The organism is Mesorhizobium sp. P2_H9 (assembly GCF_056403215.1).
This window is the reverse complement of sequence record NZ_JBFUFX010000019.1, coordinates 17,702-37,990: the sequence shown is the minus strand read 5'-3', so window position 1 is coordinate 37,990 and position 20,289 is coordinate 17,702. Positions and strand designations below refer to the sequence as shown.

Here is a 20,289-nt window from a genome sequence, read left to right as displayed (position 1 = left end):
TCAACGCGCCGCGTCGGCCTGCTGGTCGGCGTCGATGAGGGTTTGGAGAAAGGCGACGATGTCGTCGATCTCGGGATCGGTCAGCGCCGGTCTGTCGCCGGGCTTTTTGCCGAAGGGCGGGTCCTGGTTGAGGTTGGGCCAGTAAGCTTTGGGCAGATCGTCGTTCTTGCGAACCGTGCCGTCGGCGTCCGTCGGATACCAGCGGCCGGGATCGGTATCGCGGCTCGCATAGAAGGCGACAGCGTCGCGCAGCGAGTGGAAATAACCATTGTGGAAGAAGCTCTTGCGCAGCGCGACGTTGCGCAATGTCGGCGTGCGGAACAGGCCGCAATACGCGGCCCGGCCCTTGAGGTCGGTGCGCAGCGGGCCGCACAGGCCGAGATCGAAATAATTCGGATCGGCATTGGCGGGAAGCGCCGGATTGCGCGGCACGCCGATGCCGAGGAAACCATAATCGGTGAACTGCGGCGGCTCGCCGTCATTGGCCGGCTCGCTGAGGTGGCAGCTGGCGCAATTGCCCTTGGCTTCATCCTCGAACAAAGCGCGCCCGCGCAATTCCTGCGCCGACAGTGTCGCTTTGCCGGCGAGGAAGTCGTCGTAGCGGCTGGAATAGGGATAGAAATCGGCGGCACTCTGCTCGAACGTGCCGAGTGCTTCGGCTGCCGCGTCGAAAGCATCGTCCGGATGGTCGAATACCTGGTCGCCGAAGACCGCCCTGAAGTCGTCGGCATAGGCGGCTCTGCGCAGTGCCGCAGTGACATCGCCGGCATTTTTGTTGGCCATTTCGAAGGGCGACAGCAGCGGGATCTTCGCCTGGTCCTGCCCGCGATCGACGCGGCCATCCCAGGTCAGGCCGCCGGTCGCACCATTGTCGACGCTCTCATCGCCTTCGTCGTCGGAATCGTAAAAATGCTCGGTGAAGGCAGGCGTCGCCTGGAGATAGCGCAGCGACGGGACGGCGCGCAGTCCCGGCTGATCCATCTTGGGTCCGCCCATCTCGACTGGGGTGGCCGAGGCCGGACCAAAGGCATGCTTTGGATCATGGCAGGAAGAACAGGATTGCAGGCCCGAGGCCGACAGCGACGGATCGAGGAACAGTTTGCGGCCAAGCGCGGTCAGGGCCGTCGCCCTGGCAAAGGCTTGCGCGCGCGACAGCGGCCCGGGATGCATGCCATCCGGCTCGGCCGTGGCTCCCGGCGCGATCACGGCGAGGCCAACCACCGATGCCGCGACGATCGCGATCACCTGGTCTTTCCATGGTCCAGCGTTCATGTGGCTCAGTCCGATTTTCGTTGCGGAAATAAGGAAGCACTGCAACGGATTGATGACCGGTCCCCGCGCTCACGCAACCGTGTTCGCAAAGGTCGAGACTGTCACAAAGGTGACAAGGCATCGAAGTACCTGCATGCCTGTGGTTCGTCGCCCCCCGGCCATGCACTGCCCCTCTAGCCACCACCCAGCCATGAGGTATTTCCATGTCGAGGCTCAAGCTCTTCAATTCGCTTTATCTGGCCGGCTCAGCGCTGGCTTCCTTCACCACCATCGCCAGCGCCGCTCCCGCCGGCTACGACAAGATCGATACGGTTGTCGTCATCTATGCCGAGAACCGCAGCTTCGATAATCTTTATGGCGGCTTCCCCGGCGCCAATGGCCTCTCCAACGCGTCGGCCGACCAGGTTCGCCAGCTCGACCGCGACGGCAAGCCGCTGGCCGAATTGCCGCCGGCCTGGGGCGGTCTGACCGGCAAGGGTGTCACCCCGCCGGTGACGGAGGCGCAGACCGCGCATCTGGCCAATGCGAGCTTCGCCATCGACGATCCCAACGGCTTCAATTTGAAGACCTCGGTCATTACCCGCGACCTCTGGCATCGCTTCTATCAGGAGCAGATGCAGATCAATGGCGGCCGCAACGACAAGTTCGTCGCCTGGGCCGATTCGGGCAGCGTCGTCATGGGCCACTATGACGGCTCCGTCCTGCCGATGTGGGCGGTGGCCAAGAAATACGTGCTGGCCGACAATTTCTTCCAGGGCGCCTTCGGCGGCTCCTTCATCAACCATTTCCAGCTGGCCTGCGCTTGCGTGCCGGTCTATCCGCACGCCGACACCAGCCCGATCAAGGATCAGATCGCGGTTGTGGACGCCGACGGCAAGACGCTGAAGGTCGCCGACAACTCGCCGCCCTCGGCGCTCGGAGGCGCGCCGAAATTCGTCAATGACGGCGCCATCACGCCTGATTTTTACGCGGTCAACACCATGCAGCCGCCCTATCAGCCGAGCGCCAACAAGCCGGCCGAAGGCGGCGACAAGGCGCTGGCCGATCCGGCGGCGCCGACCACGTTGCCGCCGCAGCAGGAGATCACCATCGGCGATCTCCTGTCGCTGCGGGGTATCGGCTGGGCCTGGTACTCCGGCGCCTGGCAGGCCGCGCTCGACGGCAAGAACGCGACGCCGGTGCCGAACTTCCAGTTCCATCACCAGCCCTATAACTATTTCGCCGCCTATGCGCCCGGCACCACTGCCCGTGCCGAGCATCTGAAGGATGGCGGCCTCGACGGCGTCGCCTTCATCAAGGACATTGACGACGGCAAGCTGCCGGCGGTGAGCTTCTACAAGCCGCAGGGCAATCTCAACGAGCATGGCGGCTATGCCGATGTCGGCAGCGGCGACCAGCATCTCGCCGACATCGTTTCGCATCTGGAGAAAAGCCCGCGATGGGGCCACATGCTGGTCGTTGTCACCTATGACGAAAACGGCGGCTTCTGGGATCATGTCGCGCCGCCGAAGGCGGATCGCTGGGGACCGGGCAACCGCGTCCCGGCCTTCATCATTTCGCCTTATGCGAAATCCGGAACCGTCGACCACACGCAATACGACACGACATCGATCCTGCGCTTCATCACCGCGCGTTACGATCTGCCGGTGCTTCCCGGCATCGTCGCTCGCGACAAGGCGCTGCGCAACAACGACCAGCCGCCGATGGGTGATCTGAGCGCAGCGCTCGACCTCAGCCGCTAGTTTCGCGGCTCACATCTGCTTCACACGGTCCAGAAATAGCGGACCGTGTGAAAGAACACCGGGGCGGCGAAGACCAGGCTGTCGGCGCGGTCCATCATGCCGCCATGACCGTCAATGAGGTGGCCCGGTCTCTGGTCGCACTTGATGGCCGGCCCATCATGTTGCCAGAGAAATTGTGCCAACCTTATTCAGCCACCTTGGCCGTGATGCAATCTAGCGAAGGAAGCGGCGCCAAACCATCCTTGCTTCTTTCTTCTGGCTCCGGAGCCCCGTCTTCTTCGGCAGCACATTTGTAGATTGATTCAAGCACCAAGCCCCGAATCGTCGCATCAGGAAGTGTCAGATAATCGAAGTACCTGTCCGTGGTCGGAAAGCCCTGCAAATAATCAAGTGCGGCGTGGACGCAACCATCAAGAATTGCCTCCCCTTTTTCGCGGAAGATGGTCTCATTTATGAGAATGACTCCTACGGAAGCCCAGGTGTCTCTGCTCAGAAATTTATACGCCGTACATCCGTCCTGGCCAACCTTCGCTGTTGCAACGAAATCCTTGTAGGATGGCAGGAGGGCGGAGCTGACCAAGGCCGACTTTATGTCATTTTTCCAGTTTGCGCCGTTGCCAGAAATTATTGAGATTTGGGCCATACCGACGGCCGGGAAAAGGCCATTTAGATCGCCCCTGAGGACTTTATATCGCGCGATCGAACCGCCTACATCAAGATGATCCGCAACGACTTCGTATGGCCGACGCCATGTTGGCCAAACGTAGATTTTCCCGTCGTGCGGCAGCGATTGTAGATAGCTAAGAGCTGCGTCTTTGGCTGCTTGCTCACGATTGCCTGCTTTTTCAGTTGGCCACGCAGGGTTGCTCAACAGCGCCAACGAGAAGGCCGCGTAAAACCATATCTGGAGGGCCTTGTAAGTCATCATTCCCACCGCCAAGCAAAGCGCCATCCGGTGCACGAGGCTTAGCAGAGCTTAGAGTGAAATCGCCAGTCAAACCATAGAGGCGTCTGAGTGCGGACCCCTCACACGGTCCAGAAATAACGGACCGTGTGAAAGAACACCGGGGCGGCGAAGACCAGGCTGTCGGCGCGGTCCATCATGCCGCCATGGCCTTCGATCAGATGGCCCCAATCCTTGACGCCCTGGTCGCGCTTGATGGCCGATGCGACCAGTCCGCCGAGAAAGCCCATCAGGCAGGCGATGAAGGCGACGCCCGCCGCCTGCAGCGGCGAAAACGGCGTCAGGAACGACAGCAGTGCGCCGAGCAGGCTCGACGCCGCCAGTCCGCCGACCAGCCCTTCCCAGGTTTTTGACGGCGATACGGTCGGCGACAGAAGGTGTTTTCCAAACAGCTTGCCGAAAATATATTGCAGCACGTCGCTGCCTTGCACGGTGATGATCAGGAAGGCGATCAGCAACAGGTTGCGGCCTTCGAAGCCGGGCACGTTGAGCGTCAGCAGCGCCGGCACATGACTGACGAAATAGACCGAGATCATGATCGCCCATTGCTGCGCCGAAACGCGCTCGAGGAAGCGCTCGGTGTCGCCATTGAGCGCGGTGATCGCCGGCATCAAAAGGAAGCAGTAGACCGGGATGAAAATGGTGAAGAGTCCGTACCAGGCGGTCCACACCAGCCAGTATTGGAACGGGATGATGATGCCGAACATGCCCAGCAGCACCCAGTGGTCGCTGCGCCGGCTGTGCGTCAGCGTCACGAATTCCCGAAGTGCTGCAAACGAGATCAGCGCGAACAGGATGGTCATGCCGGTGCGGCCGAAAAAGAAGGCAACCGTGATCGCCACCACCATCACCCACCAGGCGTTGATGCGCTGGTTGAGGTTGGTGAGCCCCGACGACAGTGGCTTGGGCGCCCGCCACGACAGGATGCCGGCGACGAGGCTCGCAGTCGACAGCACGCCGACCAGGCCGATTACCAGGATCATGGTTTCATGCATCGGCGGCAGCGAAAGTGGCATCAGTCGTCTCGATCCGGGCGGGGGTTGAGCGCAAGCAGCGTCTGGCGGGCGCGCTCGAGAAAGGCGCGGCGCTCTTCGCCGGGCGCAATCGTCACCGCCGGGCCGAAGACGACGCGGCACAGAAGCGGCACCGGCAGGAACTGGCCCTTGGGCAGCACGCGCGACATGTTCTCGATCCAGCACGGGATCAGCTCGACCTCGGGCCGCGCCATCGACAGATTGTAGAGGCCGGAGCGGAACGGCAGCAATTCCGCATCGGTGGTGTTGCGGGTGCCCTCGGGAAACAGGATCAGCGAATGGCCGTCGTCGAGCACCGACAGCATGATCGAAATCGGGTTCTGCGTCTCGTCGGTCCATTGCCGGTGGATGAGCACGGAGGACAGCATGTCCTCGGCAATAAAGCGCCGCAGCCGCGACTTGCCCCAATATTCGGCCGCCGCCACGGCATGGGTGCGGGCGCGCACCTTTTCGCTGAGGCAGGCCGACAAAAGGATGAAGTCGCCATGGCTGGCATGGTTGGCGAAATAGATGCGCTGCCGCTCCGACGGCTGGCTGCCATTCCAGATCGGCCGTACGCCGGTCACCACCCAAGCCAGCGCCGACAGGCCGACCGAGGTCACTGTCTGCAGCAAGGTAAAGGTGTTGGCGCGAATATGAAGCTTTGTCATCGACGGGCTCAAAGGAATGCCGCAACGAACGAGGCCAACGCAAACAGGGCGAAGGCGATTCGCTGCTCCACCAGCAGGTGGCGCGTGCCTGTGATGCGCTGGTCGAGCGTGCGGCCGCCGGCAGCGGTTGGTTTCAGCCGCATGCGCGCCAGCAAATCGTCGACTGCGGCACCCCCGCCGGCCTCGCTGGCGTGACTGGCCATCAGCCGAAACAGCAGCGCGTCGAAGGCAAGCAAGGCGGAGAGGGCGAGGGTGGCTACGGCACTCGCCGCGGCAACCAGCCACGCGACCGCTACCGGTGTCGTCTGCGGCGCGGCCACGAGGCCAATAATCGGCGCCGCCATCAAGGCGGCCACCACCAGCAGGATCGGCCATGCCGCCTGCAGCATCAGCCCGGCGGCGAACGCCTCGGCTTTGTCGTGATACGTCTCGCCACTCATGCCGGCTTGTCCACCCCGCTGTGAAGATGCACCGGACGGCCGGATGCCGCGAGCTTTTTTCGCGCCTGCGCCTGTGTGTGCGAGCGGCCGGACACAACCAGCCAGTCGGCGACGACGGCAGCACTGCGCTGGAAGCCGAGCGCGCAGCAGACCAGCACCGTGCCGCGCCTGCGCGCCAGCTCGATCGACGCCACCGCCTGCTCCAGCCTATCCCTGGGCGGCGCGACCAGGTCGAGCATGGCATGGCTGATCCAGCGGCTGGTCGCGCCGCGCGGCCGTTCCAGTTCGCCGGCAAGGTCGATCACCGTGCTGAAGCCGTTGGCTTCAGTGGGGGTCGGAAAGCGGCCGAGGAAGACACCGTCGGCGACCGCCACCTGTGGCTCAAGCTTGCGCGTCCATATCCACACATTGACCCTGGCGCCAAGCCGGTAGGGCCACAGCAAAATGCGGCTGGCCAGCGACGCGGTGCCATCGACCGCTTTCTGGAAGACGCGCGGGCCGGCCCCGGCATAGGCGAAGGCGACAATGGCCAGCGCCAGCGCCGGCCACAACAGGATCAGCGCGATCGGAGAGACGAACGCGCCGGCAGCGGCGGCGGCCAGCGCAAGGGCTGCACCAAGGCCATAGAACCGCGCCAGCCGCCGCGCCTTGGGGTCGGTGGTCAGCCTGAAACCGGCAAAGGGCAGGTCGCCCTGGGCTGGAAACAGCCACAGCGCGAAAAAGCCGAGCAGCGAGCCGGTCGGGATGTCGATGAAATGATGCTGCCATGTCGTCAGCACCGAGGCGCCGATCAGAAAACACCAGACGTGCCAGACGGGTTTGAAAACGCCGCCGAGACGAAAGCGCCCCAGAGCCTGGCGCCAGTGATCCCAGATGATCACCAGCAGCGCGATGTGCAGCGACGGCGCCTGGTTGAACGGCTTGTCGAAGCCGCCGAGCACCGCGAACAGGAAGCCCGGCAGGCCTGTGGTCGCTGGCCGTACGAAGGTCGCCGCCAGCGGGAATAGGATGAAGCAGGTGACCGCTACGACTTGCGCCGTGAGGTAACGGCCGGCGAGGCGGTTGACGCCGCTCTTCGTGTCGTTGAGCAGCAGCGACAGGCCGTAGAACAGATTGATCGACCAGTAGGGCACGATCGTCCAGGCCATGAATGGGATGGCGTGTTCCCAGCCAAAGACGATGTTGCCGACATGGTCGCGCTGCGACGCCAGCCAGTTGGCGAAGCCATAGGTCGAATAGAACAGCGGCGCCAGCAACGCCAGCCAAAGTGCGGCCCTGAGCACGATGCCAAAATAGGGTTCTCGCGCCGGGGCAGGGGCAGACCCAGGGGGAGGAAAGGCAGCGGCCATGGTCTCAGACGCGCCGTGCGACCGAAACGGTGAAGATACCCCACTGGTCGATGCGCTGGTCGATCTTCTCGAAGCCGGCCGCCGCCACCAACTGGTCCATCTCGCCTTGCGTACGCCGCCGCATCACCCAGGCCTGTCCACCGCGATGCGAGGTCAGGCTGCGCGCGATCATTTCAAGCTGCGGGTGCCAGGGCTGGTTGGTGTAGAGCAGCAGGCTGCCGGGCTGCATGGCGCTGGCCAATCCACCCAGCGAACGGGCGATCAGCGCGTTGTCGGCAAAGAGTTCGTAGAGGCCGGAGACGATGGCGAGGTCCGGCGCCGGGTCGAGGCCCGAAAGCATGTCGGCGTCGAAGGCGTCGGCCTGGCGGAAGGTAACGTTTTGCGGCAGCTGGCGTGCGGCGATCAGCTTGCGGCCGAGCCCGACATTGAGCTCGGAGTAATCCTGCAGCCGCACGCTCGCCGGCGGCTCGGCACATTTGGCGACTGCGTCGAGCACGTAGCGGCCATGGCCGGCGGCGATATCGACGATGTGCACGGATCTCCCGGTGGCCTTCAGCGTGTTGGCGGCCGAGCCGATCAGCTCTTCCAGATGCAGCTTGCGCTGGCGGATGCCGCGCCAGCCGATGGCGTCGAGGAAGGTGCGGTCGATCATGCGGCCGACAGGGCTGATGCCACGCGCTTCGTTCTCATAGACATAGTCGAGCGTCGAGCCGGAATCGAAGCCGGTGGCGATCCCCGTCTTCATGCCCGACGACAGCCAGGCGCCCATGCGGATCGATGCGCGGCTCATCGCCCAGTAGAGGCCCTTTGGCGACAAAAGCGGCAGCGGCGAGGCCAGTTGGTCGGACTCGTCGCGTGTGTAGCCGGCGCGGTCGGCGCTGGTCAGGTCGATCTTCTTTTCCGGTGCCGCAAACTGCTTTTCGAGGAACGGCCGGATCAGATCGAGCGCCTGGCTGCGGTCGCGCTCGCCCAGCGTGTCGTGGAAGAAGCCGGGCAGCACATRCCGCTCCTTGGCCGGGCTCGCCAGATTGACGAAGAACTCATGCTGCGGTCCGTGCCGCACCACCCAGTCGCTGCCTGAGATCAGCAGCTGCGTCGGCACGGTGATGGCGCGGGCATCCGAGACGATGCGGGCGGCATGAGCATAGAGCTCGACCAGCAGGTTGGAGGCGATCGGCCGCGTGATCAGCGGGTCGGCGTCGAAGGAGGCGATGCGCTCGGCATCATGCGTCAGGAACTTGGCCTTCACATAGGAATTGACGAAGAAGCGGCCCTTGAGCTTCTGCCACAGCGCAATGCCCTCCTTGGCGAAGGGCACGTAGAGCTTGACCGAAAAGGCCGGCGAGGCCACCACCAGCGCGCGGATGTCAGGCGCATAGTCATGCACCCAGGCGGCGGCCAGTACCGCGCCGAAGGATTGCGCGATCAGTGCGATGTCGCGCTGGCCAAAGCCGTCCCTGCCGATTTCGCGCACCAGGCAGTCGATGTCGCGCACCAGGGCGGCAAAGGACGGCGCATAGCCGCGTTCGCCGGCCGAGCGGCCATTGCCGCGCGCGTCCCAGGCGTAGAAGGCGTGGTCGGGCATGGCCAGTTCATCGACCAGATGCGCCATGCGGCCGCCATGCTCGTGGCCGCGATGGAACAACAGAATGGCGCCCTTGGGCGTTTCACCAACCGCCGGCCAGTAGCGGTAGAAGATCTCGGTGCCGTCATGGCTCTTGAAGCTGCGCTCCTGCGCCACCCGCTCGAGGCTTGCCGGTACAGCGGCGATATTCTGTTCGTGGATCATGGCTTCCCTCTGGCGGATGGGTCTCTGACGACTTGTCATCAGTTGCCGCCCGCTCTAAGGCCGCTGCGTATCCGGTTGATGGCGGTTATCAGCGACAGTGTAGCCATGGCCGGAAACACAAACGGCGCGATCGCCTCCAGCCACAGGCCGCAGGCGAGGAGGAAGCCGATGACACCGAGCGCCAGCGCCCGGTCGCTCTTACCGAACGGCCCGGCATAGTTGCGGCCCGTGCCTGCGGCGACGCCGAGCACGCCGGCATATTCCGCAATGACCGCCGCGATGGCGAAGCCGACGACACCCCAGACCGGGAAGAGTGCGGCAAAGGCCAGGATCAGCGCCAGGTCGGAGACGACGTCGCAGAGTTCGTTGAGATACATGCCGAGCTTCGAGGCCTGCCCATGTTCCCGTGCCAGCATCCCGTCGATGGCGTTCAGCGCCATGCGGGCAAACAGCACCACCGGCATCAGCAAGAAGACCGCGCGATGCTCGGCAAAGGCAGCGACCACAAGGCCGGTGGCGATGGAGAGCGCGGCGGCGAGCAGCGTGATCTGGTTGGCGGTGACGCCGGCTTTGGCCATCCCGTCGGCCAGCGGCCGCAGCTTGGCCTGAAAGGCCGGTTTCAGAGCATAAAGCGTCGGCATGTGCGATCCCCCAACCGCGGCTCATGACAGTGTCACAGAGATTGGTCAATCGGCGGGCAGGACGCAAGGGATGGGGATGGTTTTACCAGGCGACGATAGCGGCGGGCGCGCCGGCTTCTCCACATTCGCTTGGATGAAATTTGGGCGGGATGGCTATGGTCTTGCCCTGGTCGCCGATGGCTGACTCCAGTCATTCGGTGTCTTCTTGCAAATATCAACTTTACAAATATTCGTGATTGTGTGAAGTAATATCCACCGAAGGGTCAACCATGACAACCAATCGTTTCGCCACCCGCCTGAATTCCTTTGCCTCGCGGCCGCAGGCCGAGTGGCCTGATCTCACTGGCAAGCCGTCGCTGATGCAGATGGCCACCCGCGCCGCCAAGGTAGACGGGCTGACCGACCTCGATCTCAACTTTCCCGACCATGTCGCTGAAAAGCCCGCCGAAATCGCCAGAAAGCTTGGCGATCTCGGGCTCTCCATCAATGGCTTTGCCATGCGTTACTACTCGAATCCGGCCTTCAAGCTCGGCGCCTTCACCAATCCGGACCCGGCGGTGCGTCGCGAAGCCATCGACCTGACCAAGGCTGGCATCGATGCCGTTCGCGCGGCCGGCGCCAGTCTGATGACGCTGTGGCTCGGCCAGGATGGCTTCGATTACACCTTCCAGGCCGATTATGCGACGCTATGGCAACACGAAATCGACGGGATTCGTGAAGTAACCGAGCATGATCCCGATTGCCAGATCAGTCTGGAATACAAGCCAAACGAGCCGCGCTCCTACAGTTTGATGCCGGATGCGGCGACGACCTTGCTGGCGATCCGCGATGTCGGCCTGCCCAATCTCGGCGTCACCCTGGATTTCGCCCATGTGCTCTATGCCGACGAACAGCCGGCCTTCGCCGCAGCGCTGATCGCGCGCCACAGCAAGCTGCTCGGCGTGCATCTCAACGACGGCTACGCCAAGCGCGACGACGGCCTGATGGTCGGTGCGGTGCACACGCTGCAGACCATCGAACTGCTGCGCCAGATCCGCCGCGACGGCTATGCCGGCGCCATCTACTTCGACACTTTCCCCGACATGACCGGGCTCGATCCGGTGCGCGAATGCGAAGTCAACATCGCCACCGTCAAGCGCATGCTGCGCGTGGTCGACCGGCTGGAAAAGGACAACCGCCTGTCCGCCGCCATGGACAGCCAGGACGCCGTGACATCGCAGGCCATCGTCCAGGAAGCCATGCTCGGACCGGACACGCCACGAGATACCTGAAGCGCCCGGCGTCGCCATACGCCGTTTCACTAGGGAGGAATGACCATGAAACTTCTGCTTGCCACTGCCGCCGCTGCCCTGATGGTCCTGTCCATCGGCTCGGCCTTCTCGGCCGATCTCGCGCCGCTGAATTCCGACACCGAGAAGGACCGCATCGACTGGTCGCAACTGGAAGCCAAGTTCGGCGCGTTCCCCAAATTGCCTGACGGCACCAAGGCGGGCGCTGTCTCCAAGACGCTGACCAACGAATACTGGCGCTCGCTGGGTGAGGGCTACAAGTCCTTCGGCGACCGCGTCGGCGTGCCCGTCGTCTACCAGGCGGCGCAGAGCGAGGGCGACCAGCTCGGACAGCTGACCATCGCCGAAGGCCTGGTCACGCAGGGCTACAATGTGCTGCTCGTCTCGCCGCAGACCGACTCCAATCTGCAGCCGATCATCGAACAGGCCAAGGCTGCCAATGTGCCGGTGGTCAATGTCAATGACGCGGTCATCCCGCAGGCCGAGCACTATGTCGGCAACGTCCAGCGCGACAATGGCGTGCGCGTCGCCAAATGGTTCATCAAGAACCGGCCGGATGGCGGCAAGGTCGCCATTGTCGAAGGCCAGGCCGGCGTCTATGCCGCCGTGCAGCGGACCGACGGTTTCAAGACCACGATCACCGAGGCCGGCAAGTTCGAGGTCGTCGCCAGCGTTCCCGGCAACTGGGACCGCCAGACTTCTTATGACGCCGCCACCAACATCCTGCAGCAGCACCCCGACCTGATCGGTTTCTATGCCAACAATGACGGCATGGCGCTGGGCATTGTCGAGGCGGTCAAGGCCGCTGGCCTGCAGGACAAGGTCGCCGTCTTCGGCACCGACGGCATCTCCGACGCCTACGCCTCGATCCGCGCCGGCGAGCTGACCGGCACGGTCGATAGCTTCCCGGTGTTGACCGGCGAGGTGGCGCTGGAATCGGCGCTGCGACTGGTGGCCGGGCAGAAGCTGCCGCGCGTCGTCGCCACTCCACAGGCGCTGATCACCAAGGACAATGCCGACCGCTATTCCGGCGCCGGCGACGCCGTGCGCAAGGCGCTGCTCGAGGACGCTGCGGCAGGCCAGTAGCACAAAGACAGGGCGGGTGCCGGCTGCTACCGGTCGGTACCCTTGCCCGGAGAACCAACCAATGTCACCCCGGCTGCAATTCGCGGGCATTTCCAAGCTGTTTCCGGCCGTGCGGGCGCTCGACGACGTTTCCTTCTCGGTCGGCGCCGGCGAAATCCATGGCCTGCTCGGCGAGAACGGCGCCGGCAAGTCGACGCTGCTGCGCATCCTGTCGGGGGTCTACCGGCCGACAGCGGGAAGTGTGCTGATCGACGGCAGGCCGGTGACGCTGAACACTCCTGTCGCGGCGCGCGCCGCCGGTGTCGCCATGATCCATCAGGAATTGCAGCAGGTGCCGCGGCTCAGCGTCGCCCAGAATATGTTTCTCGGCCATCCGCTGACGCGCGGCGGTGTCTTCGTCGCCCGGCGCGAGCAGGAGCGGCGCGCCGCTGAAGCCCTGGCCACCATTGATCCATCCATCGATCCGGCGGCCCCGCTCGGAAGCCTGAAGGTGGCGCAGCGGCAGATCGTCGAGATCGCCCGCGCGCTGCTCGACCGCGCGAAAATCGTCGCCATGGACGAGCCGACTTCCAGCCTGACGCCGAGCGAATTCGACCGCCTCGCCGAAGTCATTGCCGGGCTCGCCCGAGACGGCGTTGCCGTCGTCTATGTCTCGCATAAGTTGGACGAGGTGTTCGGCATCTGCCAGCGCGCCACAATCATGCGTGACGGCGTCGTCGTTGATTCAGTCGATCTCGCGCACGTGTCGGAGAAAGCCGTCGTCGCCATGATGGTCGGTCGCGAACTGGCGCAGGAACAGCACCACTCGCACGCATCGGGCGATGTCAGGCTCAGCGTGCGCGGCATTGCCTCGGCGACCAAGGTCCGTGATATCTCCTTCGACCTGCATCGCGGTGAGGTGCTGGGCATTGCCGGCCTGGTCGGGTCTGGGCGCACTGAACTGCTACGGCTCTTGGCCGGCGCCGACCGTGCCTCATCAGGCACCGTCGAGATCGACGGCAAGGCGATCAAACTAGCCAGCCCGCGCGACGCTATCGCCGCCGGCATTGGCCTGGTGCCAGAGGAGCGCAAGCGCGAAGGCATCGTGCCGCTGCGCTCCATCTCCAGCAACATGGCGCTGGCGTCGATGGGTGTGTTCGCGCCGCGCGGCGTCATCGATCACACCAGGCTGAAGCAGGTCGCGAGCGAGAAGATGAAGCGCGTCAACCTGCGGCCCTTCCTGCTCGACCGGCCGATCCGCCTGTTCAGCGGCGGCAACCAGCAGAAGGCGATCATCGGCCGCTGGCTGGCGGCGGGAACGCGCATCCTTTTGTTCGACGAGCCGACGCGCGGCATCGATGTCGGCGCCAAGGCCGAGATCTACCACCTGATTGAGGAACTCGCCGCCGAAGGCCATTGCGTCATCGTCGTCTCCTCCGAGCTGCCCGAAGTGATCCGGCTCGCCGACCGCGTGCTGGTCATGCGCGACGGCACGATCGCCGCCGAACTCGGCCGCGAAAACCTCAGCGAGCACGCCATCGCCGCGCACGCCATCCCACAGACGACAATGCAGGCCGGCAAAACCGGACAGCAGGCAAGGCAGTAGATGACGGACATTTCGGAAAACACGGCAACGCGGCCTATGGCGAATTTCCTGCACCGCTTCTCGATGCGCGACGCCGGCACGCTGATCGGCCTGGTCGTCATCCTCGCCGTCTTCGGCGCGCTGGTGCCCGGCTTCTTTGCCGAGCGCAATCTGATCAACATCCTGCAGCAGTCGAGCATCAACGCCTGCCTGGCTCTGGGCATGACGCTGGTCATCATCTCCGGCGGCATCGATCTCTCCGTCGGGCCGACGGCAGCGCTTTCAGCAGTCATCTCGGCCTCGATGCTGGTCGCCGGCGTTCCGTTTCCGCTGGCAATCGCCGCCGGCTTCGCCATCGGCCTTGCTTGCGGCCTGCTCAATGGCGTGCTCGTCGCCTATGTCGGGCTGCAGCCCTTCATCGTCACGCTGGGAACACTGAGCACCTATCGCGCACTGGCGCTGATCTACACCGGCGGCAATCCGGTGCTCGGCCTGCCCGCCGATTTCCGCGCCATCTTCAACGGCTCGCTGTTCGGGCTGCCGCTGTCGGTTATCATCGTCGCCTTCGTCGCGCTGGTTGCCTGGATCATCCTCAAGAAGACCCCGTTCGGCGAATATCTGCTCGCCGTCGGTGGTAATGAGGAGGCGGCCTATATCGCCGGCGTGCCGATCGCCCGCACCAAGATCGCCGCCTACATGATCTCCGGTCTGCTGGCCGCACTTGCCGCGCAGATCCTGATGGGCCGGCTGGGTGCGGCCGAACCCATTCTAGGCAATCTGTGGGAGCTCGACGCCATCGCAGCCGCGGCCATTGGCGGCGCCTCGCTGATGGGCGGCAAGGGCAGCGTCGTCGGCACCATTCTGGGCGCCGTCATCCTCGGCACCATGCGTAACGGCCTGACGCTGATGAATGTCCAGTCCTTCTATCAGCTGCTTGCAACTGGCCTTATAATCCTCGCCGCGATGCTTATCGATCGCGTGACGAGGGGACGTGGATGACGTTGAGCAATCTCGATCTGAAAGCCGTAGGGCCGCGCATCCGCATGATGATGCCGCATCTCACCCCGCTCGAGGCCAAGGTGGTGGAAACCGTTTTTGGCCGGCGCGGTTTTGACGACACCATTCCTCTGAAGCAGATCGCCGAGGAGGCCGGCGTGTCGGAAGCGATGGTGGTCAAGATCGCCAAGAAACTCGGCTTCTCCGGCTACCGCGACTTTCGCACTGCCGTCTACGAGTACAGCCGCCTGCCGACCGCCGAGATGCACCAGGAATTGTCGGTCGACGACAGCTCGGCCGAGATCGTGCAAAAAGTGTTCCGCACCTCCATCCAGGCGCTGGAGGAAACGCTCGCCATTCTCGACATGGACGATTTCGACCGCGCCGCCGATCTGCTCTACCGCGCCAAGAACCGCGATTTCTACGGCGTCGGCGGCTCGGCGCAGATCGCGCGCGACGTCTCGCACAAATTCCTGCGCATCGGCATTCGCGCCTCGGTCTATGACGATTCGCACATGATGCTGATGTCGGCCTCGCTGCTCGGCGCCGACGACATCGCCGTCGGCTTCTCGCATTCCGGCAACACCTCAGCTGTCATCGACGCCATCCATCTCGCCCGCAAGAGCGGCGCCCGCACGCTGGCCATCACCAACTACGACAACTCGCCACTGGCCCAGATTGCCGACATCGTGCTGTGCTCGACGGCGCAAGGCTCGCCGCTGATGGGCGAGAACGCGGCGGCCCGCATCGCTCAGCTCAACATTCTCGACGCGCTGTTCGTTGCGGTGGCGCAGCGCGACTATCAGGCGGCGGAGCGAAATCTCGGCCGCACCATGTCTGCGGTCACCTCGAAACGAAAAGACCGGGGCACATGACGGTTCCGCTGGTCACCGTGTTCGGCAGTCTGCATTACGACATCATGGTCGACGCGCCCGACCGCCCGCGCAAGGGCGAGACGGTAACCGGCCATGCCTGGCAGCCGAAATGCGGCGGCAAGGGCGGCAACCAGGCGGTGTCAGCGGCGCGGGCCGGCGTGCGCGCGGCGATGATCGGCGCCGTCGGCGACGACGATTTCGGCTCGGCGCTGCTCGCCAATCTCGATCGCGCCGGCGTCGACCGCCGCTTCGTGCGGGTGGCGGCAGGCGTCGGCTCCGGCATGAGCGTGGCGATCTTCGACAGCGATGGCGACTATGGCGCGGTGATCGTCTCCGGCAGCAATCTCATTCTGGGCGATGACGACATCGCGGCGGCAGGCGAGGTGGTCGCGCAGACTTCTGTGCTTTTGCTGCAGAACGAGGTGCCGGAAGCCGCTAACGTCGCTGCCGCGAGCGCGGTGAAGGCCTCTGGAGGGCGCGTCGTGCTCAACGCCGCGCCGGCGCGGAAACTCTCCGGCGAATTGATCGCGCTGACTGACATCGTCATCGTTAACGCCATCGAGGCGGAATTCTTGGCCGGCATCCCGGTCGTCGACACGCTTGCCGGGGCAACCGAAGCCGCGCGGCGGCTTGTCGATGCCTACCCCTCAGCGATCGTCACCGCCGGCGGCGAGGGCGTCGCCTATTGCGATCGGACGGGCACGGCCTTCGCGCTGGCCGCCATCCCGGTCAAAGTCGTCAGCACCCATGGCGCCGGCGACGAATTCGTCGGCGCCTTCGCGGCAGGCCTTGCCCGTGGCCATCAGATGGAAGCAGCCATCGCCGCCGCCAACGCCGCCGCCGCCTTGCTGGTGGCGACGCCGGAAGGGGAGCGTGGGACGCTTTGAGCGACACCGCCTAGCCTCGGGACCTGCCGCGCGTCTGGCCGTGTGTGGTGACGCGGTCGATGTCGGAACGGCTGATGCCGATATCCTTGAGCATGAAGTCGGGCATCGCCTCCAGGTGACGGCGACTTTGCCGTGCGCGCCAGCCGCGTCCGACGGCGGCCAGCATGGTTCTGAGCGTGATGGTCATGGTTTCTCCATTGGGAATGCAGCAAGCCGGTTGGGCCGGCCTGCCGCAGAAAGATCGTGCTCAATCAAAGCGATAGAGCCGGATCCTGAATCAGCCTTCGATGGCTCAGCCCCTGGCGTGCGCCGTCTCCGGCCCGATGAACGCAGCGATCTTGGTGATCTTGTTGGCGGGGAAGCCGCCCTCGCGGGCATGCCGCTCGACGGTGTCGGCGCTGTCGGCTTCGTGGACGCAGTAGATCTTGTCGCCGGCGACATAGCTCGTCACCCAGGTGTAGGGCTCGCCCAGTCCGGCCACGACTTCGTTGGACTTCGCCGAAATATCCCTGAGCTCGGCCGGGCTGAGCTTGTCTGCGCCCGGGATCTCGCGCTCGATGATGAATGTTGGCATGTGCCGATCTCCATTGTTACGGTGACGTTTATTGCGTTGACGCTGCCTTGGAACCGGCCGCCGTTGGACCCCGCGTGCCGGCTTGTGAAAAAACGGCACGGGGCCGTCACACGCTTGGTCACACGGGCGACGGGCAGGGCAGTTGCTGTCGAATGGTGGGAACTCGATGGGCAGAAAAATCAGGCTTCTCGGCGAACCTGCGATCTTCGATGCCGATGGACAAAGCCAGCCGGTGCGTGGCCATCAGGCCTGGGCGCTGCTCGCCCGCGTGGTGCTAGCGCGCGCGCCACTCGACCGCCGCGGCCTGGCGTCGGAACTGTTTCCCGAAACCGTCGATCCGCTGGGCTCGCTGCGCTGGTGTCTGGCCTCATTGCGCAAGGCGCTCAACGCTTCGGAATGCCTGAACGGCGATCCGGTCGAATGCAATTTTGCCGGGGATATTGAGGTCGATGTGCTGCGGCTCGATCGCGACGATTTCGACGTCGAGCTTGCAGGCCCGCTGCTCGGTGCGCTGGAGCCGCGCTGCAGCCCGGAATTCTCGACCTGGCTGCTGGTCGAGCGCGAGCGTATTGCCGGCATTGTCGAGGCCCGGATCAGGCAGGAAACCATCCGGGCGATGGCGGTCGAGGATTATGATCGCGCCGTCAGGCTGGCGGAGCTTGGCGTGCGGCGCAGCCCCTATGATGAGGGCTCTCATATCCTTCTGGTCAAAAGCCTGGCGCTCGCCGGGCGCTACCCTGCGGCGCTGGAGCAGGTCGAAGCAACCGAGGCGGTGTTCCTGGCCGAGCTTGGCGAAAAGCCTTCGGCCGCCTTGCGCAGTGCCGCGCGGCGCACCATCGCTTCGCAGCCTGGCGGCATTTCACCGGAAGCCTTCGTCAAGTCGCTGATACAGTCCGGGCTCGCGGCGCTTGCCGCCGGTGCGGCCGACGCCGGCATCGACTGCTTGCGCCGCGCCGTCCGCGACGCCGAGAAAATCAAGGACCCGCATCTCAGCGCCACAGCCACGTTCGAGCTCGGCACCGCGCTGGTGCATTCGGTCAGGGGCTATGACGATGAGGGCTCGATCCTGCTCAGCCAGAGCACCGAGCTGGCACGCAAGGCCGGCAGCGCCGACATCGCGTCGGCGGCCTTTCGGGAACTCGGCTATGTCGAGGCGCTGGCCGGGCGCCGGCCGACGGCCGCCGCCTATCTGGCACAAGCCGAGGAACTCGCCGAGGACAGCGACGCGTTGGCCGGCATCCATGGCGTCATCGGCTTCAACCTTGTCGACTGGGGCCGGGTCGAAGCCGGCATGGACCACTATGCCGTCTCGCTGGAGCATGCCCGCTTGGCCGGCAATCGCCGCCGTGAGATTTGGTCGCTGGGCCTGGGCGGCTGGGGCCTGCTTGCCGCCGACCGGCTGGCGGAAGCCGACAGCTGGCTGGGCGATTGCCTGACGCTGGTCGACGAGCAGCGCTGGATTTCGTTCCGGCCGTGGCCGGTCGCGGTGCTGAGCGAGTCTCGCACCCGCCAGCAGGCGCCCGCGCGGGAACTCAGGCCCAGGCTGGAAGAGGCCTTCGCGCTGAGCTGCCAGATGAACGACCCGTGTTGGGAAGGGGCGGTGGCGCGCGCGCTGGCGCTGACTTATGCCGCCGAGGACGCGCTGCCGCAAGCGATGGAGTGGCTTGGCGAGGCCGGCCGACGCTGCGCGCGCGACACCGATGTCTATGCCGCGCTGCAGGTGGAAATCCTGGCCAGCCAGGCTGAGATCAGCCTCAAGCAGGGCCAGCCAGAAGTCGCCGACGCCTTCGGCCGCGAATGGCTGGCGCTGGCCGCCCGCACACACAGGGACACTCATGTGGCGCGCGCGGCGGCGTTTATTGGTGGGCAGGTGTAGGGGTGGCTACGGTGCGGAGCGCGTCGGCGCAATGTATTCGCGGACCGGCAGAGGCAGCCTGCCGTCCGTTTTGATCGTAGAGGCCCACATCCTGAAGTCGACAAGAGCGCTGCACCCTATTGCGGCTTGGCCGAAGTAAGGAGCTCCATATGAGCACTCACCGGCTATCTTGGTAGTAAAATCAGGTTCACTACCGATTGGACCGAAGGCAACACCATCGACTTCGAGAGTGGTTTTGTATCCTTGCCACAGCCGGGCCGAAGCCTCCTTGGTGCGAAAGGTCAGCCAGTTCTTGCCGTCGGAAAAATTGAAAATGATCGTTCCGTCCGGAGATTTCGTTCGCGTGACCTCCCCTGTGCAAGCGGAGGTCAGCTTCGCGTTCCGCACGACAAGGCGTTTACACTCGCCTTTGACCGTCCAGGTGCCAGGTAGACTATCCTTCGGCTTTGTCGGCGCGCCCGCTGTTGCCACCGCAATGGCCCCCATTGCGGTGGCCAGCACGATACTGGCGAGAATGGAGCGACTAATCAAGGCATCCTCTTCTGGCAGGACTTGTGCGATGTTTTCTAAGCGATCCTTCTTTAGAATCTCGCCCGGAATCTATTAGAGTTTGAACTGAGTGCGGCTAGGGATTTTGATGTGAGGAATGAGGTTATTGGGCGCAATATTCAACGCCTTGTCGGGACGGCCGTGTGCAACAGTTCCACCCAGCGAGCCACCGACCTTGCCACGTCCAAACCCGCGCCGTATGTCTCCCCGCGATGAGCGAAATCGAGTTCCGTCGCGCGCAAGCGTCAGACCTGCCGGCGATCGTTGCCATGCTTGCCGATGATGCGCTCGGCGCCGGTCGGGAAGACCCGTCCGTGCCGCTCGCGCCTTCTTATCTTCATGCCTTCAGCGCCATCGATGCCGATGCCAACCAGCTGCTGATCGTGGCGGTCGAAGCCGGGCAAGTGGTCGCAACCTTGCAGCTCACCTTTCTAGCAGGCATTTCCAGGAAGGGCGCCTGGCGCGGCCAGATCGAAGCGGTTCGCGTCGCGCGGCAATTACGCTCGCGCGGTGTCGGCAAGCTGATGATCGAATGGGCGATCGAACAGTGCCGTGCCCGCGGCTGCAGCTTCGTTCAGCTGACCACCGACAAGGGGCGAACACAGGCGCACGCCTTCTACGAGCGCCTCGGCTTCACCGCCAGCCATCTCGGTTACAAGATGGCGTTGTCGGCCGATCCTTGACAAACCAGCCTTTGGCCCCAATCCATCTG

Annotated in this window: 20 protein-coding genes and 1 pseudogene; 9 read left to right on the top strand and 12 right to left on the bottom strand. The window is 64.3% G+C overall.

What is annotated here, in order from left to right; translation table 11 throughout:
* Complete coding sequence (locus AC1DXN_RS28185; protein ID WP_477278142.1) at positions 1–1,272, bottom strand: cytochrome-c peroxidase; 1,272 nt, start codon at positions 1,270–1,272, stop codon at positions 1–3.
* A gap of 203 nt (positions 1,273–1,475) precedes the next feature.
* On the opposite strand from AC1DXN_RS28185, the gene AC1DXN_RS28180 reads away from it, so the two are divergent.
* Positions 1,476–3,014, top strand: coding sequence for an acid phosphatase (locus tag AC1DXN_RS28180; protein WP_477278139.1), 1,539 nt, complete (start codon positions 1,476–1,478; stop codon positions 3,012–3,014).
* A 20-nt stretch (positions 3,015–3,034) separates the two neighbouring features.
* On the opposite strand, the pseudogene AC1DXN_RS28175 reads toward AC1DXN_RS28180, so the two are convergent.
* The 8 genes and pseudogenes from AC1DXN_RS28175 to AC1DXN_RS28140 all read right to left on the bottom strand — a co-directional run.
* Positions 3,035–3,139, bottom strand: a pseudogene (locus tag AC1DXN_RS28175) (phosphatidate cytidylyltransferase); the annotation flags it as partial.
* A 59-nt stretch (positions 3,140–3,198) separates the two neighbouring features.
* On the bottom strand, positions 3,199–3,942 hold the full coding sequence (locus AC1DXN_RS28170) for a hypothetical protein (protein WP_477278137.1): 744 nt from the start codon (positions 3,940–3,942) through the stop codon (positions 3,199–3,201).
* A gap of 98 nt (positions 3,943–4,040) precedes the next feature.
* The gene (locus AC1DXN_RS28165) at positions 4,041–4,973 is read right to left on the bottom strand and encodes a phosphatidate cytidylyltransferase (RefSeq protein ID WP_477278190.1); all 933 of its coding nucleotides are present in this window, start codon (positions 4,971–4,973) and stop codon (positions 4,041–4,043) included.
* Between the two features lie 20 nt (positions 4,974–4,993).
* Positions 4,994–5,662, bottom strand: coding sequence for a lysophospholipid acyltransferase family protein (locus AC1DXN_RS28160; RefSeq protein ID WP_477242159.1), 669 nt, complete (start codon positions 5,660–5,662; stop codon positions 4,994–4,996).
* Positions 5,663–5,670: 8 nt separating this feature from the next.
* The gene (locus tag AC1DXN_RS28155; RefSeq protein WP_477242161.1) at positions 5,671–6,102 is read right to left on the bottom strand and encodes a hypothetical protein; all 432 of its coding nucleotides are present in this window, start codon (positions 6,100–6,102) and stop codon (positions 5,671–5,673) included.
* A complete protein-coding gene (locus tag AC1DXN_RS28150; RefSeq protein WP_477278135.1) occupies positions 6,099–7,451 on the bottom strand; it encodes a phosphatase PAP2/dual specificity phosphatase family protein in 1,353 nt (450 codons plus the stop codon). The genes AC1DXN_RS28155 and AC1DXN_RS28150 overlap by 4 nt, the downstream gene beginning before the upstream one ends.
* Positions 7,452–7,455: 4 nt before the next feature.
* Complete coding sequence (locus tag AC1DXN_RS28145) at positions 7,456–9,240, bottom strand: bifunctional alpha/beta hydrolase/class I SAM-dependent methyltransferase (protein ID WP_477421753.1); 1,785 nt, start codon at positions 9,238–9,240, stop codon at positions 7,456–7,458.
* A 38-nt stretch (positions 9,241–9,278) separates the two neighbouring features.
* Positions 9,279–9,881 carry a CDP-alcohol phosphatidyltransferase family protein gene (locus AC1DXN_RS28140; RefSeq protein ID WP_477278131.1) on the bottom strand — a complete coding sequence of 201 codons (603 nt, stop codon included), beginning with the start codon at positions 9,879–9,881 and terminating at the stop codon, positions 9,279–9,281.
* A gap of 269 nt (positions 9,882–10,150) precedes the next feature.
* On the opposite strand from AC1DXN_RS28140, the gene AC1DXN_RS28135 reads away from it, so the two are divergent.
* The 6 genes from AC1DXN_RS28135 to AC1DXN_RS28110 all read left to right on the top strand — a co-directional run bounded on the left by AC1DXN_RS28135 (position 10,151) and on the right by AC1DXN_RS28110 (position 16,578).
* Positions 10,151–11,152, top strand: a complete 1,002-nt coding sequence (locus AC1DXN_RS28135) for a TIM barrel protein (RefSeq protein ID WP_477278129.1) — start codon at positions 10,151–10,153, stop codon at positions 11,150–11,152.
* A 45-nt stretch (positions 11,153–11,197) separates the two neighbouring features.
* Positions 11,198–12,256 (top strand): sugar ABC transporter substrate-binding protein, encoded by a 1,059-nt coding sequence (locus AC1DXN_RS28130; RefSeq protein WP_477278127.1) that lies wholly within the window; start codon positions 11,198–11,200, stop codon positions 12,254–12,256.
* Positions 12,257–12,317: 61 nt separating this feature from the next.
* On the top strand, positions 12,318–13,841 hold the full coding sequence (locus tag AC1DXN_RS28125; RefSeq protein ID WP_477278125.1) for a sugar ABC transporter ATP-binding protein: 1,524 nt from the start codon (positions 12,318–12,320) through the stop codon (positions 13,839–13,841).
* Positions 13,842–14,819, top strand: a complete 978-nt coding sequence (locus AC1DXN_RS28120; RefSeq protein WP_477278123.1) for an ABC transporter permease — start codon at positions 13,842–13,844, stop codon at positions 14,817–14,819.
* The gene (locus AC1DXN_RS28115; RefSeq protein WP_477278121.1) at positions 14,816–15,691 is read left to right on the top strand and encodes a MurR/RpiR family transcriptional regulator; all 876 of its coding nucleotides are present in this window, start codon (positions 14,816–14,818) and stop codon (positions 15,689–15,691) included. The genes AC1DXN_RS28120 and AC1DXN_RS28115 overlap by 4 nt, the downstream gene beginning before the upstream one ends.
* Positions 15,688–16,578, top strand: coding sequence for a ribokinase (locus AC1DXN_RS28110; RefSeq protein WP_477278119.1), 891 nt, complete (start codon positions 15,688–15,690; stop codon positions 16,576–16,578). Before AC1DXN_RS28115 ends, AC1DXN_RS28110 begins: the two co-directional genes overlap by 4 nt.
* A 10-nt stretch (positions 16,579–16,588) precedes the next feature.
* On the opposite strand, the gene AC1DXN_RS28105 is transcribed toward AC1DXN_RS28110, so the two are convergent.
* Positions 16,589–16,765: a DUF1127 domain-containing protein gene (locus tag AC1DXN_RS28105; protein WP_477242179.1), complete on the bottom strand. Its 177-nt coding sequence runs from the start codon at positions 16,763–16,765 to the stop codon at positions 16,589–16,591.
* A gap of 105 nt (positions 16,766–16,870) precedes the next feature.
* Positions 16,871–17,152 carry a DUF4242 domain-containing protein gene (locus AC1DXN_RS28100; RefSeq protein ID WP_477242181.1) on the bottom strand — a complete coding sequence of 94 codons (282 nt, stop codon included), beginning with the start codon at positions 17,150–17,152 and terminating at the stop codon, positions 16,871–16,873.
* Positions 17,153–17,318: 166 nt separating this feature from the next.
* Here AC1DXN_RS28100 and AC1DXN_RS28095 point away from each other — a divergent pair, with 166 nt between their 5' ends.
* A complete protein-coding gene (locus AC1DXN_RS28095) occupies positions 17,319–19,028 on the top strand; it encodes a BTAD domain-containing putative transcriptional regulator (RefSeq protein ID WP_477278117.1) in 1,710 nt (569 codons plus the stop codon).
* A 6-nt stretch (positions 19,029–19,034) separates the two neighbouring features.
* Here the strand turns inward: AC1DXN_RS28095 and AC1DXN_RS28090 are convergent, their stop codons facing one another.
* Positions 19,035–19,559, bottom strand: coding sequence for a hypothetical protein (locus AC1DXN_RS28090; protein ID WP_477278115.1), 525 nt, complete (start codon positions 19,557–19,559; stop codon positions 19,035–19,037).
* A gap of 230 nt (positions 19,560–19,789) precedes the next feature.
* On the opposite strand from AC1DXN_RS28090, the gene AC1DXN_RS28085 reads away from it, so the two are divergent.
* A complete protein-coding gene (locus AC1DXN_RS28085; protein WP_477278113.1) occupies positions 19,790–20,260 on the top strand; it encodes an N-acetyltransferase family protein in 471 nt (156 codons plus the stop codon).
* Positions 20,261–20,289: the final 29 nt, after the last annotated feature.